Consider the following 19,316-nt stretch of genomic DNA (forward strand, 5'->3'; position numbering starts at 1 on the left):
TCAACAATTTCAGTATGTTAAACTAGGCTTTATTTCCTGTGGCCGGATAAAAAATCGTTATCCTTCAAGCATAGCCTCGGCAGTCGTTGATGCCAAATGATCCTGTCCCTTTAGTGGGGGGGGAGGCCCCTTTCAACATTCGTTTGAACCAAAGACCCATGTGCCAGAGGGGCAGTACCTCGGGGGCAGCTTCGCTGGTCTTCGGCATGCCTGCAAAACAACTACACCGATGAAACAGCATCTACCCGACATCGAATTCATGGGGCTATCCAATCTCATTACTCCGCCCCTAATGGATATGCAGAAGCTAATTCCCTCAACCTCACATGTCAGATTTAGCTTGGTTGGCTTGAGGCATTTAACTTAAACGACTTGATTCTCTGCAATAACAACGAAGGTATGATTGTAGTGCTTATATAAGAATATAGAAACATAAGAGCTATAAACATTACAACTATGCCACAACAAGTGGCATGGATAGAAATATGAACACAATAACGATATAGATATGCAAACACAAACAGCGAACTAAATGAAATACATATAGGAGATCAAAATGAACAACATAAACTTTAAATCTATCATGCATGATAATGGCAACTGTCTGTATAGGCCAACTATAGGTAATAATATGGCAACACTCCTTACGGAGTACACAACGTCACACAGCAAAACAATGGTTATTCGGTTTGATGTGACCTACCCCAAAGGGTTTAAGGCTGTCGAAGACAATAGCGACATATCAGCTCTCATGAAGTTGTTGATTCAACGGTGTTCACGTAATGGGGTATCTTCAGCGTATTTCTGGGTAAGAGAGCAATCTCTTAGAAGCAACAACCAACACTATCACTGCATGCTCTTGCTCAATGGTAACAAGACTCGCAGATACTATCCCTACATTGAAGCAGCAGAAGAAATGTGAGGCAGGATACTTGATGTGGACTCTCACGGATTGCTTCACTATTGCAATAGATCCCCTGAGGGCAACAGGCAAGCCAATGGCATCATTCTCCGCAGCGATGACCTCTACTACGAAGACAAGATTGATACCGTTGTACGGCAAGCTATGTACATGACGAAAGACCACACCAAGGGGATCTACAACGATGGAGTTCGTGATTTCGGCATGACACAATGCAAACACCTCACGTCCTGAGTCTCATCATGCAAGCTGTGAACAGAATCGTACAGATAGCTTCAGTTAAGCATAAACGGGGACAGTAACGACACTGAAGGCTCTAATACTATACATTCCTTCCGCTGCCATTATCGGCCCACAGCACATCGCAAAGGTACCCATGCAACAAAAATTTCCACACATTGATTCAGTGCTTACCCAGGGCTTCGTTATCCATTCAACTGGCTGCAATGTTTTGACATCCCCAAACCGTTTTTCAACGCATTCCAGCATGACGCTTTGCGACATGTCAGCGCGGTACCCGTCAGTGGAGGCGGAATGGCATCACCTCCCGGTCGCAAGTATCCAGAGCAAAAATGACGCGCACCTGCTCGCCGTTGTCGCAGGCAACCTCAAGCCCTTCAGAGCACCAACGCTGATTGCTTTGTAGTGTAGAAACCTTGACCGTGTGCGCTTTGTTTGGTCGGCGGCAGCAAAACGTGCCAGCAACAGGCTGTTCTGCTTCATTATCCTGAAGACACATTTATAGTTGACCGATGTGCGCCCACCGTCAATCAGTTGCCGTTAAGCAGCCGCTGGATCCGCCGATAGCCATAGGTCCGGGGGTACCCTTGATGTCTTTATCTTTGTGTCGTAATATAGATAATAAACAATGAATCTGAGATATAGGGAGATGCGAACCCACTTCTGAAAGCACAATTTCCATAATAATTTAGTAGGAAAAGGAGGAAAGATGCAAGTTTCAATAGAGCGCACATCCATAGATGATGTGATCATTGTGAAACCTGAATTGTATAAGGACGATCGTGGTTTTTTTATGGAAGCCTTTAGAGCCGACCAATACAGAGACCTGGGTTTACCTTCGGCCTTTGTGCAGTTTAATCACTCAGGATCGGTAAAAGGCACCGTGCGCGGACTGCATTTTCAATGGGAACCGCCTATGGGAAAATTGATGCGGGTCACACGCGGTGCAGCTTTTTTGGTAGCTGTAGACATCCGTAAGGGCTCACCAACTCTGGGTAAGCATGTGGCGGTAACCCTCAATGCAGAAAAACCCCACTTTGTGTGGGCTCCAGCTGGTTTTGCCCGCGGGTTTGCAGTGATCAGCGACTATGCGGAAATACAGTACCTGACCACGGGTATTTACAATCCTCAAGCGGAATCTGGAATCTTGTGGAATGACCCAGCGTTGCAAATTCAGTGGCCCGTGTCCGACCCAATTCTGTCAGGCAAGGACACTAAGGCGCAAACATTGCTGCAATGGCTTGAGACTCAAGAATCTGACAATTTCAAATATTGAGGAGGAAGTATCCATGAAAATACTTATTGCTGGCGGCGCAGGGTATATTGGGTCTGTGCTCGTACCGCTGTTACAGGAACGTGGTTATCATGTTACAGTACTTGATTTTGAGTGGTTTGGCAATCATCTTCCCTCCAACATTCCTGTACTCAAACAAGATGTACTTAGCATCACACATGAAACACTTGTCGGATTTGATGCGGCAATATTCCTTGCAGGATTGTCCAATGACCCTATGGCGGAATACTCACCTGCACAAAACTTTGTATACAATGCTGCACACCCTGCATATTTGGCCTTTATGGCAAAGCGTGCTGGTGTAAAGCGCTTTATTCACGGTGGTTCTTGCTCTGTATATGGCTACACAGTTAATGAGTTGTACGATGAAGAATCCCCAGCAATTTCAAATTATCCTTATGGAATATCAAAACTTCAAGGGGAATATGGTTGCCTTAAACTAACTTCTACTGATTTTTCTGTCATTGCATTTCGCCAGGGCACAGTCTGCGGTTACAGCCCAAGAATGCGGCTTGATCTTGTAATCAACGCCATGTTTCGTTCAGCGGTACAGGATAAAAAAATTATTGTGAATAATCCTGCCATCTGGCGCCCTATCCTGTCTGTGCGTGATGCTGCCACCGCATACATACGTGCGTTGGAAAGCCCGCAGGAAATTTCTGGCATTTTCAACATAGCTTCGGGCAACTACACAGTGGGTGAGATTGCCGACTATGTTTATGCGGGCATGCAAGAACATATGGGAATTAAGGCCTCTATCGAGGTGCGCAATGTGCAAGACTTTAGAAACTATAAGGTGAGTTGCGCCAAGGCCACAAACTTGCTGAGTTTTAAAGCGCGGTTTAACGCTGCCGACATAGTGCAAGATCTGGCCAAAAATTATGAACATTTTAAGGATTTTGACAATCCATGTTATTATAATATCCGTACTTTTGAATCACTCACAAAAGAAGGTAAGTGCTGATGAAGTTCCTAGTCACTGGCGGCAATGGGCAGCTTGGGATGGATATAGATTCTGTTTTTTGTCAAAGTAACACCGTATTTGCATTAACAAAAGAACAGTTTGACATAACGAATTCTTCACAAATTAATGATGTTATGGCGCAAATAAAGCCTGATTGCGTCATTAACACAGCAGCAATGCACCACGTAGAAAAATGTGAAGCCGATCCACCCCTCGCCCATGCCGTCAATGGCATAGGTACCAGAAGCCTTGCGCAGGAATGTGCGCGGCATAATGCGCACCTTATCCACATTAGTACGGACTATGTATTTAATGGCGAAAAAAAAGTTCCCTATGTGGAAAGTGATGTTCCTTGCCCCCTCAATGTTTATGGAAACTCCAAGCTAAGCGGCGAGTACTACGCATTGAGTTCTTGGGAAAAAGTATCTGTAGTCAGGGTGGGGGGAATCTATGGAGTGCATCCATGCCGCGCCAAGGGGGGGCTCAACTTCGTGCAGCTTATGCTCAAGCTGGCAAACGAGCGCCCTTATCTGCGCGTTGTAGATGATGAAATAGTTACTCCGACCCCCACCGCCGCCATTGCAGCACAACTACAGCGCATTGCAAATGAAGGCGTTTATGGAATTTTTCATGCAACCTGTCAGGGTCAATGTTCATGGTATGCCTTTGCAGAGCGTATTTTTGCTTTGCGTGGAATCACAACAGATTTGCAAAAAGCGCAGCCTGGCGAGTTCCCCGCCAAAGTGGCAAGACCCTCTTACTCTGTACTTGAAAACAGCAGGCTAAAACAGTTGGGTATAGACTGCATGCCCAACTGGGAAGACGGATTGAAATCATATCTAAATACCGTTGGATAGGAACAAATGTAATATATATGCCCCACTGCCTTGGGCACACTTTTAAGGTGTAACCCACGCATGACATTTTGTACGCACATGAGGGGAGAAGTGCAATATTACATGACTCGTCAGCGCAATAACATTGCATCAATGCAGGAAAAACTTCATGACGTTTTTCCCATATTGGTACCGTTAATAAAATTGTGAATGTTTTAGATTTGAATTGAAAACGAGCGACAGCAGAGAAATTTTGAGACAATGCGGCACACACTCAACGTACAATCACATTGATCTTGCAATAGACATGCCGGATAGCATCTCTCACAGAGCTATTTTGCATTTCACTTGCCCTGTCGGCGAGACCAGAGGCTCAACTCGTAAGTATTAGCGTAATTTATTGCGCTGTTACGTGCCGAAACTATCGCACCTTAACCTTGAAACTGCATGTTTTCAACGTTAATACGCTCTAAAGAGAGATATCAATGAAAAAGACCATAGCTCTCACCCTTCCAAGGCTTTGCGATGAAAGCGCCGTTGACTACACCCTTCCCTATGGGATTGCCTGTATTGCTGCTGAAATTCGCCATTCTTCACCTGATACGCATGTAATCTTTTCAGAGAAGCTTGAAGAGCTTATTCAAGCCGATGAAGTTTGGTGTACTGGACTGACCGAGGCATGGAATCTAGTCAACGAGTTGGGAGCTAATGTTGTAAATGCAGGTAAATTTTTTCACGTTGGCGGGCATCATGTTACAGCTCTGCCGGAAACACTCAAATATGGCAAAGCGTTTGCTGGACCATTTGGAGATGTGGCGAACTGCGACTTCGCACCGCTGCCAGCGTGGGATATCTTTCCAGATTTTGAGCAAAAAAGAAGCTTGATAATAACAAGCTTTGGTTGTCCCTTCTCTTGCAATTTCTGCTCGTCCAAGGCCTTTTGGAAAACATACATTGCCAAAAGCGCTACCCGAACATTACTCGAAATTAAAGACTTGGCTGCGCGTGGTGCCAAGGACATTATAATTTTTGATGATCTTTTCACTGCAAATCTAACACGATTGCGCGAACTTTCACAGATGATCAAAGCAGAAGGTTTAGACTATATTTCCTATAACTGCCTGATCCGTAGCGATACTGCGACTCCAGAAATTATCTCTCTTTTACGGCAAATGAATGTCGCCACGTTGGCGTTTGGGGCTGAAAGTGGCAGTGACGCCATCCTCAGTGCAATGAATAAAAAAACTACCTCAACCCAAAATCAACGCGCGATAGATATTTTGAATGACTATGGGTACAAACCCACAATGTCTTTTATTGTTGGTTTTCCTGGCGAGAGTAAAAAAACGTTAGATGAAACGCGTAAATTTATAGATAGGAATCGCAAAAATAGTTCGATAATCGATATTCTCCCGTCCACTCCTTTGCCCGGCACATGGCTCTGGAAGCAATTTGTTGCAAAGCATCATCCTGACATTCTTAATTTCCCTTGGGAGTCATTGAAGCTTCGAGCAAACACTGCGGACTGGGAACGCTACCCTCTTATGGCCGATGGCTGCGATGTGGCAGATTTGCAAGAAATTTGTGAGTGGAATAGCGCGCAGAACGCTCCACTGACGATGGGACCTGATGCCCAAATCGCATTAAGCTCGTCAGAGAGTTCTAATAAACTGCTCTACCCCTTTTCGTGGCAAAATGGACACTCAGATGTCCCATTACATTGCAAAGTTTGTGGTTTCGTAGGTGATATGGAGAAGGTAATCCATGTTGCCGAAACATGTTTTGGCTTACCTACTACTTTTCATCGGTGTCCATCTTGCCAATGTCTTATACCGCATCCCTATTTATTCACAGAAGATATTAACGAGCAAGGTTTCGGAGAAATCTTGGATGGCTATGACGCCTTTTATGCGGAGATTTCCGCCGGTATTGATTTTATGGTGGCACCCTTGCAATGCTTGCCGTCGTTTCGCCGTCGCCCCAAAATGTTGGACGTTGGTTGCGGGTTTGGCTTCGCGATGCTCTATGCTCAAAACATGTTAGATGCAGACGCTTTGGGCTTTGAGCCAGGGGTGTATGGACGAATAGGTGCTCAGATGCTTGGACTGGACATCAGAGATTCATATTTTTCAGGAATGCAAGAAAAATTTGATATTATTTACGCTTCAGAAGTCATAGAGCATGTTGAAGATCCGTTTGAATTTTTGCAACTTCTTGCCTCCTCGCTCCAAGAAAGCGGTTTTTTGCTGCTTACAACGCCTAATGCTGAATATGTCAATGATGTGCCGGGCATTTCAAGCTCGCATCTAGAAGAATCAGTTCAGACTGGTGCCCACCACTATTTGCTTTCAGAGAAAGCACTTCAGCTGATGCTCGGGAGGCTAGGCTTTAACAGTGTTGAATTTTTAAAAATAAGCAACAGGATCATTTGTATCGCAAGCATGTCTGTAGATTCAAACACAAGTAATTATAGCAACAGGGGTAACTACATAAGTTTTTTGCAAAATTTTAGTCTTAAATTGACTACAGAAACGGCATTAAAGTCTGGTATATTGTTCAGACTTATTAAAGAGCAGGTTAATAGCGGCAATTTTGAATTAGCTATAGCAACACTACTTTCTTATGAAATAAATGTAAGAGAACGATTTTGTGATATTGACGTTGTAATAGGATCATTGCTGAAAGCATTGAGTGTTGAGAAAATGGGTACACAGCATTTGTTAAAAACTGTTAAACATATTGCCCCATTCAATCTGCCCGTGTTTTTGTTTTACCGTGCTATTTTTAAGATGAATGCGATTCAAGATAATCATGGAGCTTTGGGAGATTTGCAGTCTGCATTTAAAATATTAGCTCTCATGACGCAGCATTTTGATACTTGTAATTCGTGTCTTGAATACAATGAAATGGTTTGGACAGCCAAATTCCATGAAGGGCTTGCCTATTCCCATCTTGGCGAAAAGGAAAAAGCTGCGCGGTGCTTTGAGCATGTACTCGCATACGATACTCCCGAAAGACGCATCCCAAAGTGCATTCCAAGCCAAGAGATATTGCGGCGAGCCGAAAGGGAGCTTCTCTCCATCAGAGGCTATGGACTAAATGAGGGCAGACCTCTTTCGATTGTGGCAGAGAAAGCAATTGGGCATCTCATTGATAAAAATTTTTACTTGGCAGAAATAGCAGAAATTCGCCATACCAAACGCATCTCACAAAATATGGCACCCAAAATTGAAATTGCGTTGCACCATGTGGTGCAAGAAGTCTCTTCTCTCAATGCCAGACTTCGCTATTCGGCAAAACGAGCTGATAACGTTTTTGATTTTGTGCAAAATTCAGTTGCATCGCATGAAAAGCAATTGCGCACGCTGCGTGAAGATATTCTAGAAACTCGAAGCATGTTCCGGCCCTATATTGAGCTTGCGCGCCGGGCTCAAAAAGAAATTATTGCTTTCTCCAGAGGCGCAAGACGCAGTTTGAGCGTTTTCTCTAATGCTGTAAATGCACCATACAAATTGTTGCGCTTTATATGGCGCTTACTGCGACACCCTGTTGATGTGTGGAGCCTAAAAGACTTTGATGATCTACCCGGCTATTGGGAGAATAGAGATGGAAATGGATTTTCATTTCTATTACAAAGCAAAGTCTTGCAGCACATTACGTTGCCAGCGCGGCACATAGACTCTATAGGTGTTCAACTTGGGAAATCTCAAGAAAGCAACACGTGTGGTTTTACCATTGATGTGCTAAGTGCTAAAGGCGAGCTACTGTCGCATGCAGAAGTACTACCTCACCAGGTCAAACCTGAGCAGTGGTGCATTGTGCCCTTGGATTTGAATGCAGAAAAAATTCAAACTAGTGTTACGTTACGCCTGAGCGCATCTGGCGCTGGCATTCCGCCTGCAATTGCAGCTTCCATACTCGAAGGGGCGCGTAGTTTGCAAGTTGGCACGAGCCATATTTGGAATGCCACTTGCAACATCTTCTTCCCTTGTCCTGTAGGATCTGTTCAATCTCTGCGTGACATCCTGATTATTACACCTGACAATCTTGGCAAAACGCGCCTCGGCCTTGCCATGCGCCATTGGGAAATTGCACGGGCACTCTCCATGCTCGGCTTTACCGTGACGCTTACATCATGCGCAATACAAGATGATGATCTTGAGCCTGAGGGCTTTAGGCTCGCCACTTTTGCCCAGGACACCCTCCCCAGCCTGATAGCCCAGCATAGGGCTGTACTCGTACAGGGGCCGGCAATATATCATGTACCTGAGCAAGCCTTTTCATCGCAAAAACTCATAGTTGACATGGTCACCCCCATGCACATGGAGAATGTGGGGAAATCCGAGGGACTCTATAAAGAAGGTTACCTCTGTGCTATTGAGGGCCTCCGCCGAGGCGACTTTTTACTATGCGGCAATGAAAGGCAGCGTTTGTACTGGCTAGGGGTATTGACAAGTCTTGGACGAACAGGAAGCGCAGAGTATGCAAGACATCATGAGTACAGAAACTTAATGGATGTAGTGCCTTTTGGTGTGCGTGAAACACTTCCCTGCCGGAGAGAGCATGGTATTCGCAATACGCAGACTGGCTTTACCCAGGATGACTTTATAATCTTATGGTTTGGCGGTATTTGGGATTGGCTTGATCCTCAGCCCCTGATTCGAGCAGTTCACAGTGCAAACAAACAGAATAGCAAAATAAAGATTTTCTTTTCCATGTTTGCTCCTAAGGGTGGGCAGCCTTCAACCACAGCTGTTGCCGCACGTAATGAAGCGCTAAGGCTAAACGCTCTTGGCACATGCGTGTATTTCCGACCGGAACCAGTACCTTTTGACGACCGTGAAAATTTCTTGCTTGATGCCGATATTGGGGTGTTTTTTCAATTGCCCAACCTGGAGACATCGCTTTCAGCCCGCACTCGGGTGTATGATTATGTTTGGGGTGGATTACCAATACTAATGACAGCTGGAGATGAAACCGCCGAAATGTTGCGCCCGCACCAGCAAGATTTAATACTTGAAAGCTACACTGAAGAATCATTGGCAGATACGTTGCTTAGATATGCCTCAGACAAACGCAAGCAGCGTGAATACAGAGAAAAAATCACGCAATTACGAAAAGAGTTATTATGGAAAAAACAAGTACAACCTCTGGATACATATATACGGTCATTGCGAGATGCTGATGTTAGGTAGCACATCTGTTTACAATGTGCTTTTCAAAGACACTGTTCGTGTATATGAAATTTTGTCGCCTGCATTACAATGGCGATTTTGGAAACTATTTGCCTTAATGCTTTCAGGGGCTTTGCTTGAGGTGACTGCCATCAGCACACTCTCATTGCTGGGGATATCTATTGCAGCGATGGATAATTTTAAAAAGCATCCATTCTATGCCTTGTTGCAAGAAATATTTCCTTCTCTTGATGTGCCAGCCAGTAATAATGCTTATGTAGTTTTATCTATCAGCTGCATTGTATTGCTGGTGTTCATAATAAAAAATATTTTTTCGGCATTGGTTGCTATAAAAACGGCAGGACTTGGAGAAGACATTTCTGTATATATTAGCGAAAAGCTTATGTACCGATACCTGCATTGTACTTATGACGTACATATTTCAGGTTATCGAACTCACTTGGATACTGCTATGCAATCAAGAGAAAGCGTAGCCCCACTACTCACTCAGATGTTGAATGTATATACATATGCGATTACTGCCCTAATTTTACTATTTTTTTTACTTTCAGCAACTCCACTAGCGATAACCAGCAGCATAGTTGTAATTGGATTCATTGCGTGGGCAAGCTACAAATTACAAAAAAAGAACATAGACAATGCTGGAAAAAACATAGCAGGCTCACTCGCTACGCAGTTTAAAATCCAGCAAGACGTTGTTCAAGGCATTCGTGAAGTCCTGGCCTACAGACAACAGAAAACTTTTTATAAGGCATTTTCTCACACTATACGCCATTGCATGCCAAGCCGCATCACTATTGCCATTGCCCCTCCTGTCCCTGGATGGATATTGGAGTGCATGGGCATTTCTATCATTCCCACCACAGTAGCGGTTCTTATTTGGAAAAATGCTGCTGACATGGTGACTATTGCCAGTGTGGTATCACTCGTGCTGCTCTGTGCTTGGCGAATCTTGCCGATGATAAGCCGTTCCTTGTCATCATTCATCGCGATCTCTGGCTTCAGACCAATGGCTTTAATGTTTTTAGATGCGTTGGATTTATTAGAGAAACAACCCAGCGCACCGTTGGCCGAACCAGATCCTACCTTTTGTTTCAACCAAAATATTACATTTGCAGATGTTGGATATGAATATCCCGGCAGCCCCAGCAAAGTATTACACCATGTAAATTTTACGTTAAAGAAGGGAATGCAATACGGTTTTGTTGGAATATCAGGCGCGGGAAAAAGCACGCTTGCCGCTTTGTGTAGTGGATTGCTTACTCCATCTGAAGGACAAATCCTTGTTGACGGAATTCCTCTAGAAGGGGCAAGGCTTGCAGCATATATGAATACCGTTGGCTATGTACCTCAAAATCCATATATATTGCAGGGTTCTGTAGCTGAAAACGTGGCTTTTAGCCAGTGGGGGCTCCCCTACAACCCTAACGATGTATTGGCGGCCTGCCGTCATGCTGCAATCGATTTTGTTCAAAAAATCGAAGAAGTAGAGCGTCCCGTAGGGGCGGGAGGGGCGGGACTCTCTGGAGGCCAACAGCAAAGGCTATCTATAGCAAGGGCCTTGTACGCCAAGCCTGACATTCTCATTTTTGATGAAGCAACGAGCTCGCTCGATCAAGCAAATGAAAAAGCCATTCTGAATACAATATCAACTCTTAAGGGGAAAATGACTGTGATTATGATTGCACACAGACTCGCAACCCTTGAGATGTGTGACTACATATACTGGATTGAAGATGGCTCCATCAAAGAGCATGGAAAAGTTGACATTATGCTTCATAAGTATAAGAAGCAACTTGATGAAAAGTCTTCCATCTAATACATAGCATTAATTGAATATACATAATATTTTACAACATTCATCACGAATAAATAAAAAATAGCACGGAGCGTCAAAACATAACGGCGTTACACCTAAGACAAAATAATTTTAGAAAAAATACAACCACAACAGCAAAGCATCGACAATAAATAAACAAAAAACAGTATATAGTTTAAAAAAATACCATAAGATTCATTACTCGTTATAACACATTACCAGAAAGGCGTACTGCTATATGGACTCAGAAAAATCTTTACGCCAACACATCCTACCCCAATTACGAACTTTGTCGCAAAAGATTCGTGCATTGATAAGCTGCGCAATTGCATTACGCCCATCTTTTATAGTGAATTCCAATAAAATCATACCTGGTTATTTACTATATCAGAGCGATAATCCATGTCAAGCAAGTAAAGTTTGCCTATTTTCACACTTTAACGCCAAAAATCGTGTAGATGAGAGCACAATTGATTATCTTCGCGAGCTAAAATCAATTGGGTTTCTTGTAGTATGCATTTCAACATCCCACTTAAGAATATCAGATATAAACAAGTTAAGTTATTACTGCCAGATAATAATCGAGCGCGACAATATCGGACTTGATTTTGCATCTTGGAAGTGCGCTACAGAAATGTTTCCCACAGTATGGGAAGCGAAAGAGTTACTACTTGCCAATGACAGCGTCCTCTGCATTGGCAAACTTGCTCCTGTATTTTCTGTTATGGATAAAGTTGTCTGTGACTTCTGGGGGATGACGGCATCGCAAGAGCGCTGCCTACATTTGCAAAGTTATTTTATCTGTCTGCGACGAGCCGTGACGCAAAGCAAAGCGTTCCGATCCTTCTGGGCAAAAATGCGAGCCTTGAATTCCAGAGATGTCATAATCAGGCGCTATGAGAGCACACTAACATTAAAACTACTTTTATCTGGATTTGTCGGAGCAAGCTTTGTTCCTTTAAGTTGTACAGCAGATGCTAAAAAATGTAATCCAACAATGACATTTGGCTTTAACCTATGGCACTATTTTGGAATGCCATTGTTAAAAAAACGCCTCATAAATGAAAACCCAGAGCACTCCTCCCTTGATAATTGGCAGATGAGGTCTTCTTTGATGGATAGTGCAACATCAATTGATGTTCTTTTGCCAACATGCAATGGTGAACGCTGGCTACCTTCTATGCTATCAAGCCTGTTATGGCAAAAAGGAATTAATTGTAAAATAACCATTAGAGATGATGCGTCTGATGATAACACGCGGAGCATATTAGAGTCTGCAAGCAATACATCGACAAATGTGAATTGCGTGTTTGGCAATAAACGCATTGGTGTCGTTGCGAACATTTCAGAGTTGTTATCAATCTCAGAAATGAATCAATCATCCCAATATTTTGCATTAGCAGATCAAGACGACATTTGGTATTTGCACAAATTACACATGCAATATGTGGAAATGAAGCGCTTAGAATCACATTATGGAGACAACATTCCATTATTAGTTTGCTCAGATGCTAGAGGCATAGATGAATTTGACAATGAATTATTTTCTTCCTTTCTAAAATATATGAAAATACCACATCAATGGGGAGATACCTTGCAGCAAAACCTTGAGCTTTCACATGTTCTAGGATGCTCTGTAATGGGCAATGCTCCACTTCGGCGTTTAGCCCTGCCAATACCCCAACAACAAGATATTTTTATGCACGATTGGTGGCTGTTATTGGTTGCAACCTGTTTTGGAAAAGTTTTCTGCATGCAGAAGCCTACATTGGATTATCGGCAGCATTCCACTAATTTTCTTGGTGCTCCCAAAAGAAAAACATTTAAAGAAAGCATCTGCAGATCGCTCGATAATGCTCGGCGCACTCAGCGACAAGCAGCAACTTTTTTACAGCATTATCAAGACAAGCTCACGACTGAGCAATATAAAATTATTGAAGCATGGGCACAGATGCCGGAAAAACGCTATTTGCCCCGCCTAGCAAGTCGTGTGCGCTGGCGTTTTTGGAAACCAGGATTGCGCTGGATAGTTTCTTAGCCATAGTAGCTGACATCAAAATAGGTCGTGTACATGAAAGTTGGCGTTGTTATTTTAAACTATAATGGCTGGGAAGATACCCTATTTTGTGTTGAATCTGTGCTTGCGAGCGCAGACGCGCCAACATGGATAGTAATTGTAGATAACGCATCGGTAAACGATTCCGTTAGTAAAATTAGACAGTGGGCTGCGGGGGATTTTGATTCATTAGTAAGTAAACACCCAATGATAACGCCTTGCACAAAGCCCATTACGTTAATTGACGACACCAGCTATTATGCTGAGCCTGATTCGTCTTCATACCGCAAGACCGTTGTCTTGTTACAAACCCCTATTAACAAGGGGTATGCCGCTGGCAACAATTTAGGACTCAAGTTTCTTATGGAACAGGGTGTAGATGCGGTATGGTTGTTAAACAATGATACTATTGTTGATAAATTTGCATTAGGTGCAATGTATCAGAGGCTTTTTTCAAAGAATAAGCCTGGCTTATGTGGATCACTTGTGTGTTATATGAATACAAATTTAGTGCAATGTAGAGGTGGCGGCAGAACTAACCCTTGGACAAGCCTGTCTCATCTTAGTGGCTACAAAATAAGTGTTCATAAGATTCATGGCGAAAAGCCTGAAGAAGTTGAAAATAACTTAGACTTTATTTACGGCGCGAGTGTGATGGTGAGCCGCAAATTTATTGAAACCGTAGGGCTTATGGATGAACGTTATTTCCTTTATTGTGAAGAACAAGATTGGGCCTATAGTGCAAAAGGAAAATTTGACCTTGCCTACGCTCATGACGCTGTTGTATATCACAAAGAAGGTGCTTCAACAGGATTTTCAAACAATACAATTAAGGCCAGCGCGTTGTTGTTGTTAGTGAGAAGCCGTTTGCTGTTGACATTAAAGCACTATCCCTTGAGGTTACCTATTGTCATCTGTAGCATGCTTTTTGCGGCTATCCGTATGTTCTACAGAAGACTTCATCTTTAAATATAAATTGTGGTCTTGCGGCTAGTAATTTTTTTCTTGAGCCTTTTGGGGGTGAGCTTAATGTCGGATGACCTTCCCCACTAAAAGTATGCCATTGAAAAGTTAGTACTCCTTCATAGGCACACAAAATGAATGAAGGATATGCTCTACAATAATCGCACTAAATGCATACGAATGTTATTCATCAATTTTTAAGGATATATTACTCTTTCAAGAACACCAGAGTAACATTTCAAACCGAGCTGAAAGCCCTGTCCAGCACGATGATGGGCGGGGTTTTGTCGTTTTGTTATCGCAGAAGGATTTTCATATGAATCAATACCAGTCAGAAAGCATCACAGATCTGGCCAAGGCTCTGCTTAACGTGCAACGTACCGTACAACCTGTTACAAAAGACGCTGAAAATCCCTTCACCAAGAGTTGGTACGCCAGCCTCAACAGCGTCATGGACGGCTGCCGCGATGCTCTCATCGAAAACGGCATCTGGCTATGCCAGTACCCTTGCCTGTGGAGCAGCCCAACTCCATAGTGCTGGTTGCCAAGCTGACCCACGCGGAATCAGGACAGTGGGAAAGCTCTCTTGCAGTGGTTCAGCTGCCTAAGGCTGACCCGCAGGGTATGGGATCAGCCATGACCTATGCGAGGAGGTACGCTTTAACCGCCATGTTGGGCATGGTAACTGAAGATGACGATGGTGAAGGTGCTAAAAATGGTAAAAAGTCGCCTACACGGCCCAAATTGCCCGTAATTCACCCTGAATCGCAAAAAGGGCAACAACGCAACCTATCGTTCAACCCCCTCAAATCGCCCGTCAGCCAGCCTTGAAAGCCTTCCACCGCTTGAGGGTGTCACCTACCAGCAGGTTACTGCCCAGGACGCGAGGCCTTGCATCATTGCCACTGGCAACACGCAGGCTAAAAAAGAATTACTGACCGGTTCGGGCTTCCGCTGGAACCCGCAGAGAAAATTGTGGTGGAAGTATGTCGATGCCGCATAGCAAAAATCAAAATACCGAGTGAAAGGGCTGCCTGATGGCGGCCCTTTCGCTTTTATGGAGATAACTCACGGAACAGAAAGACCGCACGGAAGGATTACGGGCGTTGATCAGACAGGGCCTGCAAGCCGTCGCCCACAAAGACACACTTGCCCATCTGGGCGACCGTTCCAACTATGTGGGAATGAGCGATATTGGCCAGCACTGGGAATGCCCCCAGGCGGCACTGGCAAGAAAGGTGCTCCCCACCACAAACAGCCTGGAACGCCTGCTTACGCTGCAGCGAGGGCACTGGTTCGAATCTGGGGTTGGGCAGGCACTGGCATCGTTGGGCCTGCATGTTTTGCCCCAGCTTGAGATTAACTGGCAGCATCAGGGCGTGCCCATCAAAGCTCATCTTGATTTTGTGCTTGTCTGGGGTGCGCCCGTTAACGCCATTCGCATTCTGGAAGTGAAAAGCACCGACAAGCTGCCCAGCATCCCGCACGACTCCCATCTGCTGCAACTGCACGGACAGATCGGCCTGCTAACAAAAGCATGGAGCAAGCCCGTTTTCAGCCTTCGTGCTGAGGACGGTACGCTTCTGCATGAGAAGATGACCTTCCCTCAACTTTGCCGTGCCCAGCTTGGTCTTGAGATGCCTTCAACTGCTGCCAAGACAAGCATAGAAGCATGGTTGCTGTGCCTTTCCATGAAAGAGGTTAAAGCGTTCGGCCCCTATGGCTTCAATCAGGCCATGCTGGATACTGCCCTTGACCATGCGGCGCAGCTTTGGGGAGAACTTACAGATTTCCGCGCCGGACACATAACCCTGGCACAGGTTGATTGCGCTCAGGGCTTTTACCCGTTGTGCTCGTACTGCGAACACAACGGTGACTGCACCAAATTCCCGCAAGGCGTACAAATGCCCCAGTGGGAACCAGCTCTGGAAAAGCTGGCTGCCCTCAAGGAACAGCGCACGACCTTAGATAATGAAATCAAAGAAATGGAGACGGTGCTCAAGCTTGTTCACCGCCAGGCTGGCACACAAGATTGGGTAGACACGGGGACCTACCGATTCCGCATGTCTGTGGCAGCAGGTCGCACTACTTTAGACAGGGATTCACTGCGGGAGGAGTTGGCCGAGATTTTTCATGAGGAGCATCTGGGCGGCATCGACGTGGACACCTTGCTGGCCCGTTGCGAGCGCACAGGCTCACCTTTCGAAAAATTGAGCAATTCGCCCATAAACTGAAAAATAGGGTGCTCATGACCATCCCCTCACTTTTAGCACGTTCGCCACAACCGCCCCGTCCTGGGGCATTTTTCGTTTTAAGGAGCTAGGCATGAATACTATCGACGACCTTAGTACCCTGCAGCCTACGGATCTTGATACCGGTGAGGTCTTCAGCGGCAATCCCTCCGGCACCACGGTCAGGGGCTACGCCGTACCTTCGGCCTACACCCCGTCCATTGACCACGACTATATCTTCCATGAGTCCAGCCGCGATGTTGTGGTCTGGTTTCTTAATGCACAGGAACCGCTGTACGTTTTCGGCCCCACAGGCTGCGGTAAAACGACATGCATCAAGCAGCTGGCAGCCAGACTTAACCATCCGGTATTTGAGGTCACCGGACATGGGCGACTGGAGTTTGCCGACCTGGTTGGTCACCTGACAGTCAAAAACAGCAACATGACCTTTGAATACGGCCCGCTTGCGCTTGCCATGCGCTACGGCGCACTTCTGCTGCTGAATGAGATCGACCTGACCTCACCTGAAATAGCCGCAGGCCTGAACAGCGTGCTGGACGGCTCCCCCCTGTGCATAGCGGAAAACGGCGGCGAACTGATTGTGCCGCACCCCATGTTCCGATTTGTGGCTACAGCCAATACCAATGGAGGTGGCGATGACACCGGCCTCTACCAGGGCACCCAGCGGCAGAATCTTGCATGGCTGGACCGCTTTACTATCTGCGAAGTGGGCTACCCTTCTGCCGATGTAGAAAAGAGTCTGCTTACCCGGCGTTTCCCATCGCTGCCCGAATCGTTGTGCGCCACCATGGTGGACTACGCCAATGAAGTTCGCAAGCTGTTCATGGGCGAGGCTTCCACCAACAATATGACCAATACCATTGAGGTCACCTTCTCCACACGCAGCCTGCTGCGCTGGGGGGATCTGACCGTTCGTTTTCAGCCGCTGGCCCATCAAGGCATACAGCCCGTCACCTACGCCCTTGACCGGGCGCTGGCATACCGTGCAAGCCGTGAAACCCGCGCCATGTTGCACGAGCTGGCTCAACGCATGTTCCCACAGCAGGTCGAGGCTGAAGGTCCCAACGCTACATATACCAACAGCGTAAAATAGGAGGCTATAATGACACAGCTTGTTTCTGACATCCGCATTTTGGACAATTTGCTGGCCCTTAACCTTAACGTCAGCTTGTGGTCTGCCCGCCGCAAAATGAGCCAGGAAGATCTGGGCGGCGCAGAGCTGCCCCCCGAAGATCTGGCTTCTCTGGGCTCAAAGCGCATTGCTGACCCGGAGAACCTCAAGGTGTTCGGCACGCTCAAGGCCCGTGCCTTCAACTACCTTGACCGGCACGGGGTACGGTTCATGTCTGGCTGGGCCATCCCCGAAGAAAAAGCCGGCGAAATCGTACAGGAGCTGCTCAACATCCGCACCGAATTCCAGAAAGAAAAGGAAGCTTTTCTGGCTGGCTATGACCAAAAGGTGCAGGCGTGGATTGAGAAACACCATCAGTGGGGCGAAATTATCCGCAACTCCCTCGTGGGGCCTGACTATGTACGCGCCCGCATGGATTTCCGCTGGCAGCTGTATAAGGTCGCCCCGCTTGAGCAGCACACAGACAACACCGCTGTGCTGGAAGCCGGTCTGGCAGAAGAGGTACAGGGCCTCGGCGGCACCCTGTTTGATGAGGTGGCCAAGTCGGCTGACGATATATGGCGCAGGGTTTATCACGGCAAGACGGAGGTAACCCACAAAGCGCTCTCTCCGCTGCGTACCCTGCATGCCAAGCTCACGGGCTTATCTTTCGTAGAGCCGCATGTGGCCCCGGTGGCTGACATCGTGCAGGCTGCACTGCTGCGTATGCCCAAGAAAGGGAATATCACCGGCACAGACCTGCTGCTGTTGCAGGGGCTGGTCTACCTGCTCAAGGACAGTACGGCTCTTGTGCCCCACGCCCAAAAAGTTATTGAGGGGTATGGCCCCGCATTTGTGCTGGATGCCCTGTTGGCTGGTCCGGGAGTTATTGCTGAGCAAGACGGCAGCTCAATGCTGGTAGACGGTGCAGCTGATGGAGATGACGACGAACCCATTCTGCCTGATATTCCTGCAGTAGACAGCGCATTGCCTCATCCTGCTATCCAAAGCCTGGGCCTGTGGTGATTGCCATGATTCGAACAAAAGACGTTCTTAACTGCCTGCCACTTTTGGCATCCATTCTGGGTGACCGCTATGGCGTGCAGGTGCGTATTGGCGGCAAGGAAGCCTGTACCAACGGTAAGGTAATTCACTTGCCCTCATTGCCCATGGATTGTGAGCCTGAATTGCTGGCATTGGCGAGGTCGTTTGTGGATCATGAATCCGGCCATATTCGACACACTGATTTTAGCGTGCTGCAGGCCGCCAACCTTGCCCCTGTGACCTTCAACCTGATCAATTGCCTTGAGGATTGGCGTGTTGAAAAGAAGCTGTCGGGCATTTTCCCCGGCTGCCGGAGGAACCTGAACTGGCTGATACGACGATTCTTTGTAGAGCAAGCACAGCCAAGGGCCGGGGGCGATTCCCCGGACCTTGCTGTTTTGGACTATGTGCTGCTGACAGTGCGGGCCTGGGATGTGGATGAGGTGACCCCGGCACGCCAACACGCGGCAAGCATCGTGGAGCAGCACTTCCCCAGCTTGATCGGGGCTCTGGATGCCATTTTGGTCAAGGCCTACTGACCTTACCCCACTGCGTATATCACTTTTAAGTTAGTGGTTTTCAATGAGTTACAGGTTATATTCTTTGCGCGAAATTCTTCC

General features: G+C 46.2%; 14 protein-coding genes. All 14 read left to right on the plus strand.

From position 1 onward, the window contains the following. Positions 1-556: 556 nt before the first annotated feature. The 14 genes from QZ383_RS05270 to QZ383_RS05335 all read left to right on the plus strand — a co-directional run bounded on the left by QZ383_RS05270 (position 557) and on the right by QZ383_RS05335 (position 19,235). Positions 557-922: an inovirus-type Gp2 protein gene (locus QZ383_RS05270; protein ID WP_291443638.1), complete on the plus strand. Its 366-nt coding sequence runs from the start codon at positions 557-559 to the stop codon at positions 920-922. A 949-nt stretch (positions 923-1,871) separates the two neighbouring features. After that, complete coding sequence (gene rfbC, locus QZ383_RS05275) at positions 1,872-2,438, plus strand: dTDP-4-dehydrorhamnose 3,5-epimerase (RefSeq protein WP_291443640.1); 567 nt, start codon at positions 1,872-1,874, stop codon at positions 2,436-2,438. Between the two features lie 13 nt (positions 2,439-2,451). Further along, a complete protein-coding gene (locus QZ383_RS05280; protein WP_291443642.1) occupies positions 2,452-3,420 on the plus strand; it encodes an NAD(P)-dependent oxidoreductase in 969 nt (322 codons plus the stop codon). Further along, a complete protein-coding gene (gene rfbD, locus QZ383_RS05285; protein ID WP_291443661.1) occupies positions 3,420-4,277 on the plus strand; it encodes a dTDP-4-dehydrorhamnose reductase in 858 nt (285 codons plus the stop codon). Before QZ383_RS05280 ends, rfbD begins: the two co-directional genes overlap by 1 nt. A gap of 464 nt (positions 4,278-4,741) precedes the next feature. Continuing rightward, positions 4,742-9,451, plus strand: a complete 4,710-nt coding sequence (locus QZ383_RS05290) for a radical SAM protein (RefSeq protein ID WP_291443662.1) — start codon at positions 4,742-4,744, stop codon at positions 9,449-9,451. Beyond that, on the plus strand, positions 9,441-11,270 hold the full coding sequence (locus QZ383_RS05295; RefSeq protein ID WP_291443663.1) for an ABC transporter ATP-binding protein: 1,830 nt from the start codon (positions 9,441-9,443) through the stop codon (positions 11,268-11,270). Before QZ383_RS05290 ends, QZ383_RS05295 begins: the two co-directional genes overlap by 11 nt. A 238-nt stretch (positions 11,271-11,508) precedes the next feature. Continuing rightward, a complete protein-coding gene (locus tag QZ383_RS05300) occupies positions 11,509-13,308 on the plus strand; it encodes a rhamnan synthesis F family protein (RefSeq protein ID WP_291443664.1) in 1,800 nt (599 codons plus the stop codon). A 33-nt stretch (positions 13,309-13,341) separates the two neighbouring features. After that, positions 13,342-14,295 carry a glycosyltransferase family 2 protein gene (locus tag QZ383_RS05305; protein WP_291443665.1) on the plus strand — a complete coding sequence of 318 codons (954 nt, stop codon included), beginning with the start codon at positions 13,342-13,344 and terminating at the stop codon, positions 14,293-14,295. 310 nt (positions 14,296-14,605) lie between these two features. Then, entirely contained in the window at positions 14,606-14,824 is a 219-nt protein-coding gene (locus QZ383_RS05310) for an ERF family protein (RefSeq protein ID WP_291443666.1), read from the plus strand. Further along, positions 14,785-15,120, plus strand: coding sequence for an ERF family protein (locus QZ383_RS05315; protein ID WP_291443667.1), 336 nt, complete (start codon positions 14,785-14,787; stop codon positions 15,118-15,120). Before QZ383_RS05310 ends, QZ383_RS05315 begins: the two co-directional genes overlap by 40 nt. Positions 15,121-15,395: 275 nt before the next feature. Then, positions 15,396-16,523, plus strand: a complete 1,128-nt coding sequence (locus tag QZ383_RS05320) for a hypothetical protein (RefSeq protein ID WP_291443668.1) — start codon at positions 15,396-15,398, stop codon at positions 16,521-16,523. Between the two features lie 91 nt (positions 16,524-16,614). Next, positions 16,615-17,634 (plus strand): AAA family ATPase, encoded by a 1,020-nt coding sequence (locus QZ383_RS05325; protein WP_291443669.1) that lies wholly within the window; start codon positions 16,615-16,617, stop codon positions 17,632-17,634. A gap of 9 nt (positions 17,635-17,643) precedes the next feature. Then, positions 17,644-18,678, plus strand: a complete 1,035-nt coding sequence (locus tag QZ383_RS05330) for a DUF3150 domain-containing protein (protein ID WP_291443671.1) — start codon at positions 17,644-17,646, stop codon at positions 18,676-18,678. 5 nt (positions 18,679-18,683) lie between these two features. Next, on the plus strand, positions 18,684-19,235 hold the full coding sequence (locus tag QZ383_RS05335; protein ID WP_291443673.1) for a hypothetical protein: 552 nt from the start codon (positions 18,684-18,686) through the stop codon (positions 19,233-19,235). The last annotated feature ends 81 nt before the right edge of the window (positions 19,236-19,316 follow it).

The sequence above is a fragment of the Desulfovibrio sp. genome, assembly GCF_019422935.1.
Lineage (GTDB): Bacteria > Desulfobacterota > Desulfovibrionia > Desulfovibrionales > Desulfovibrionaceae > Desulfovibrio.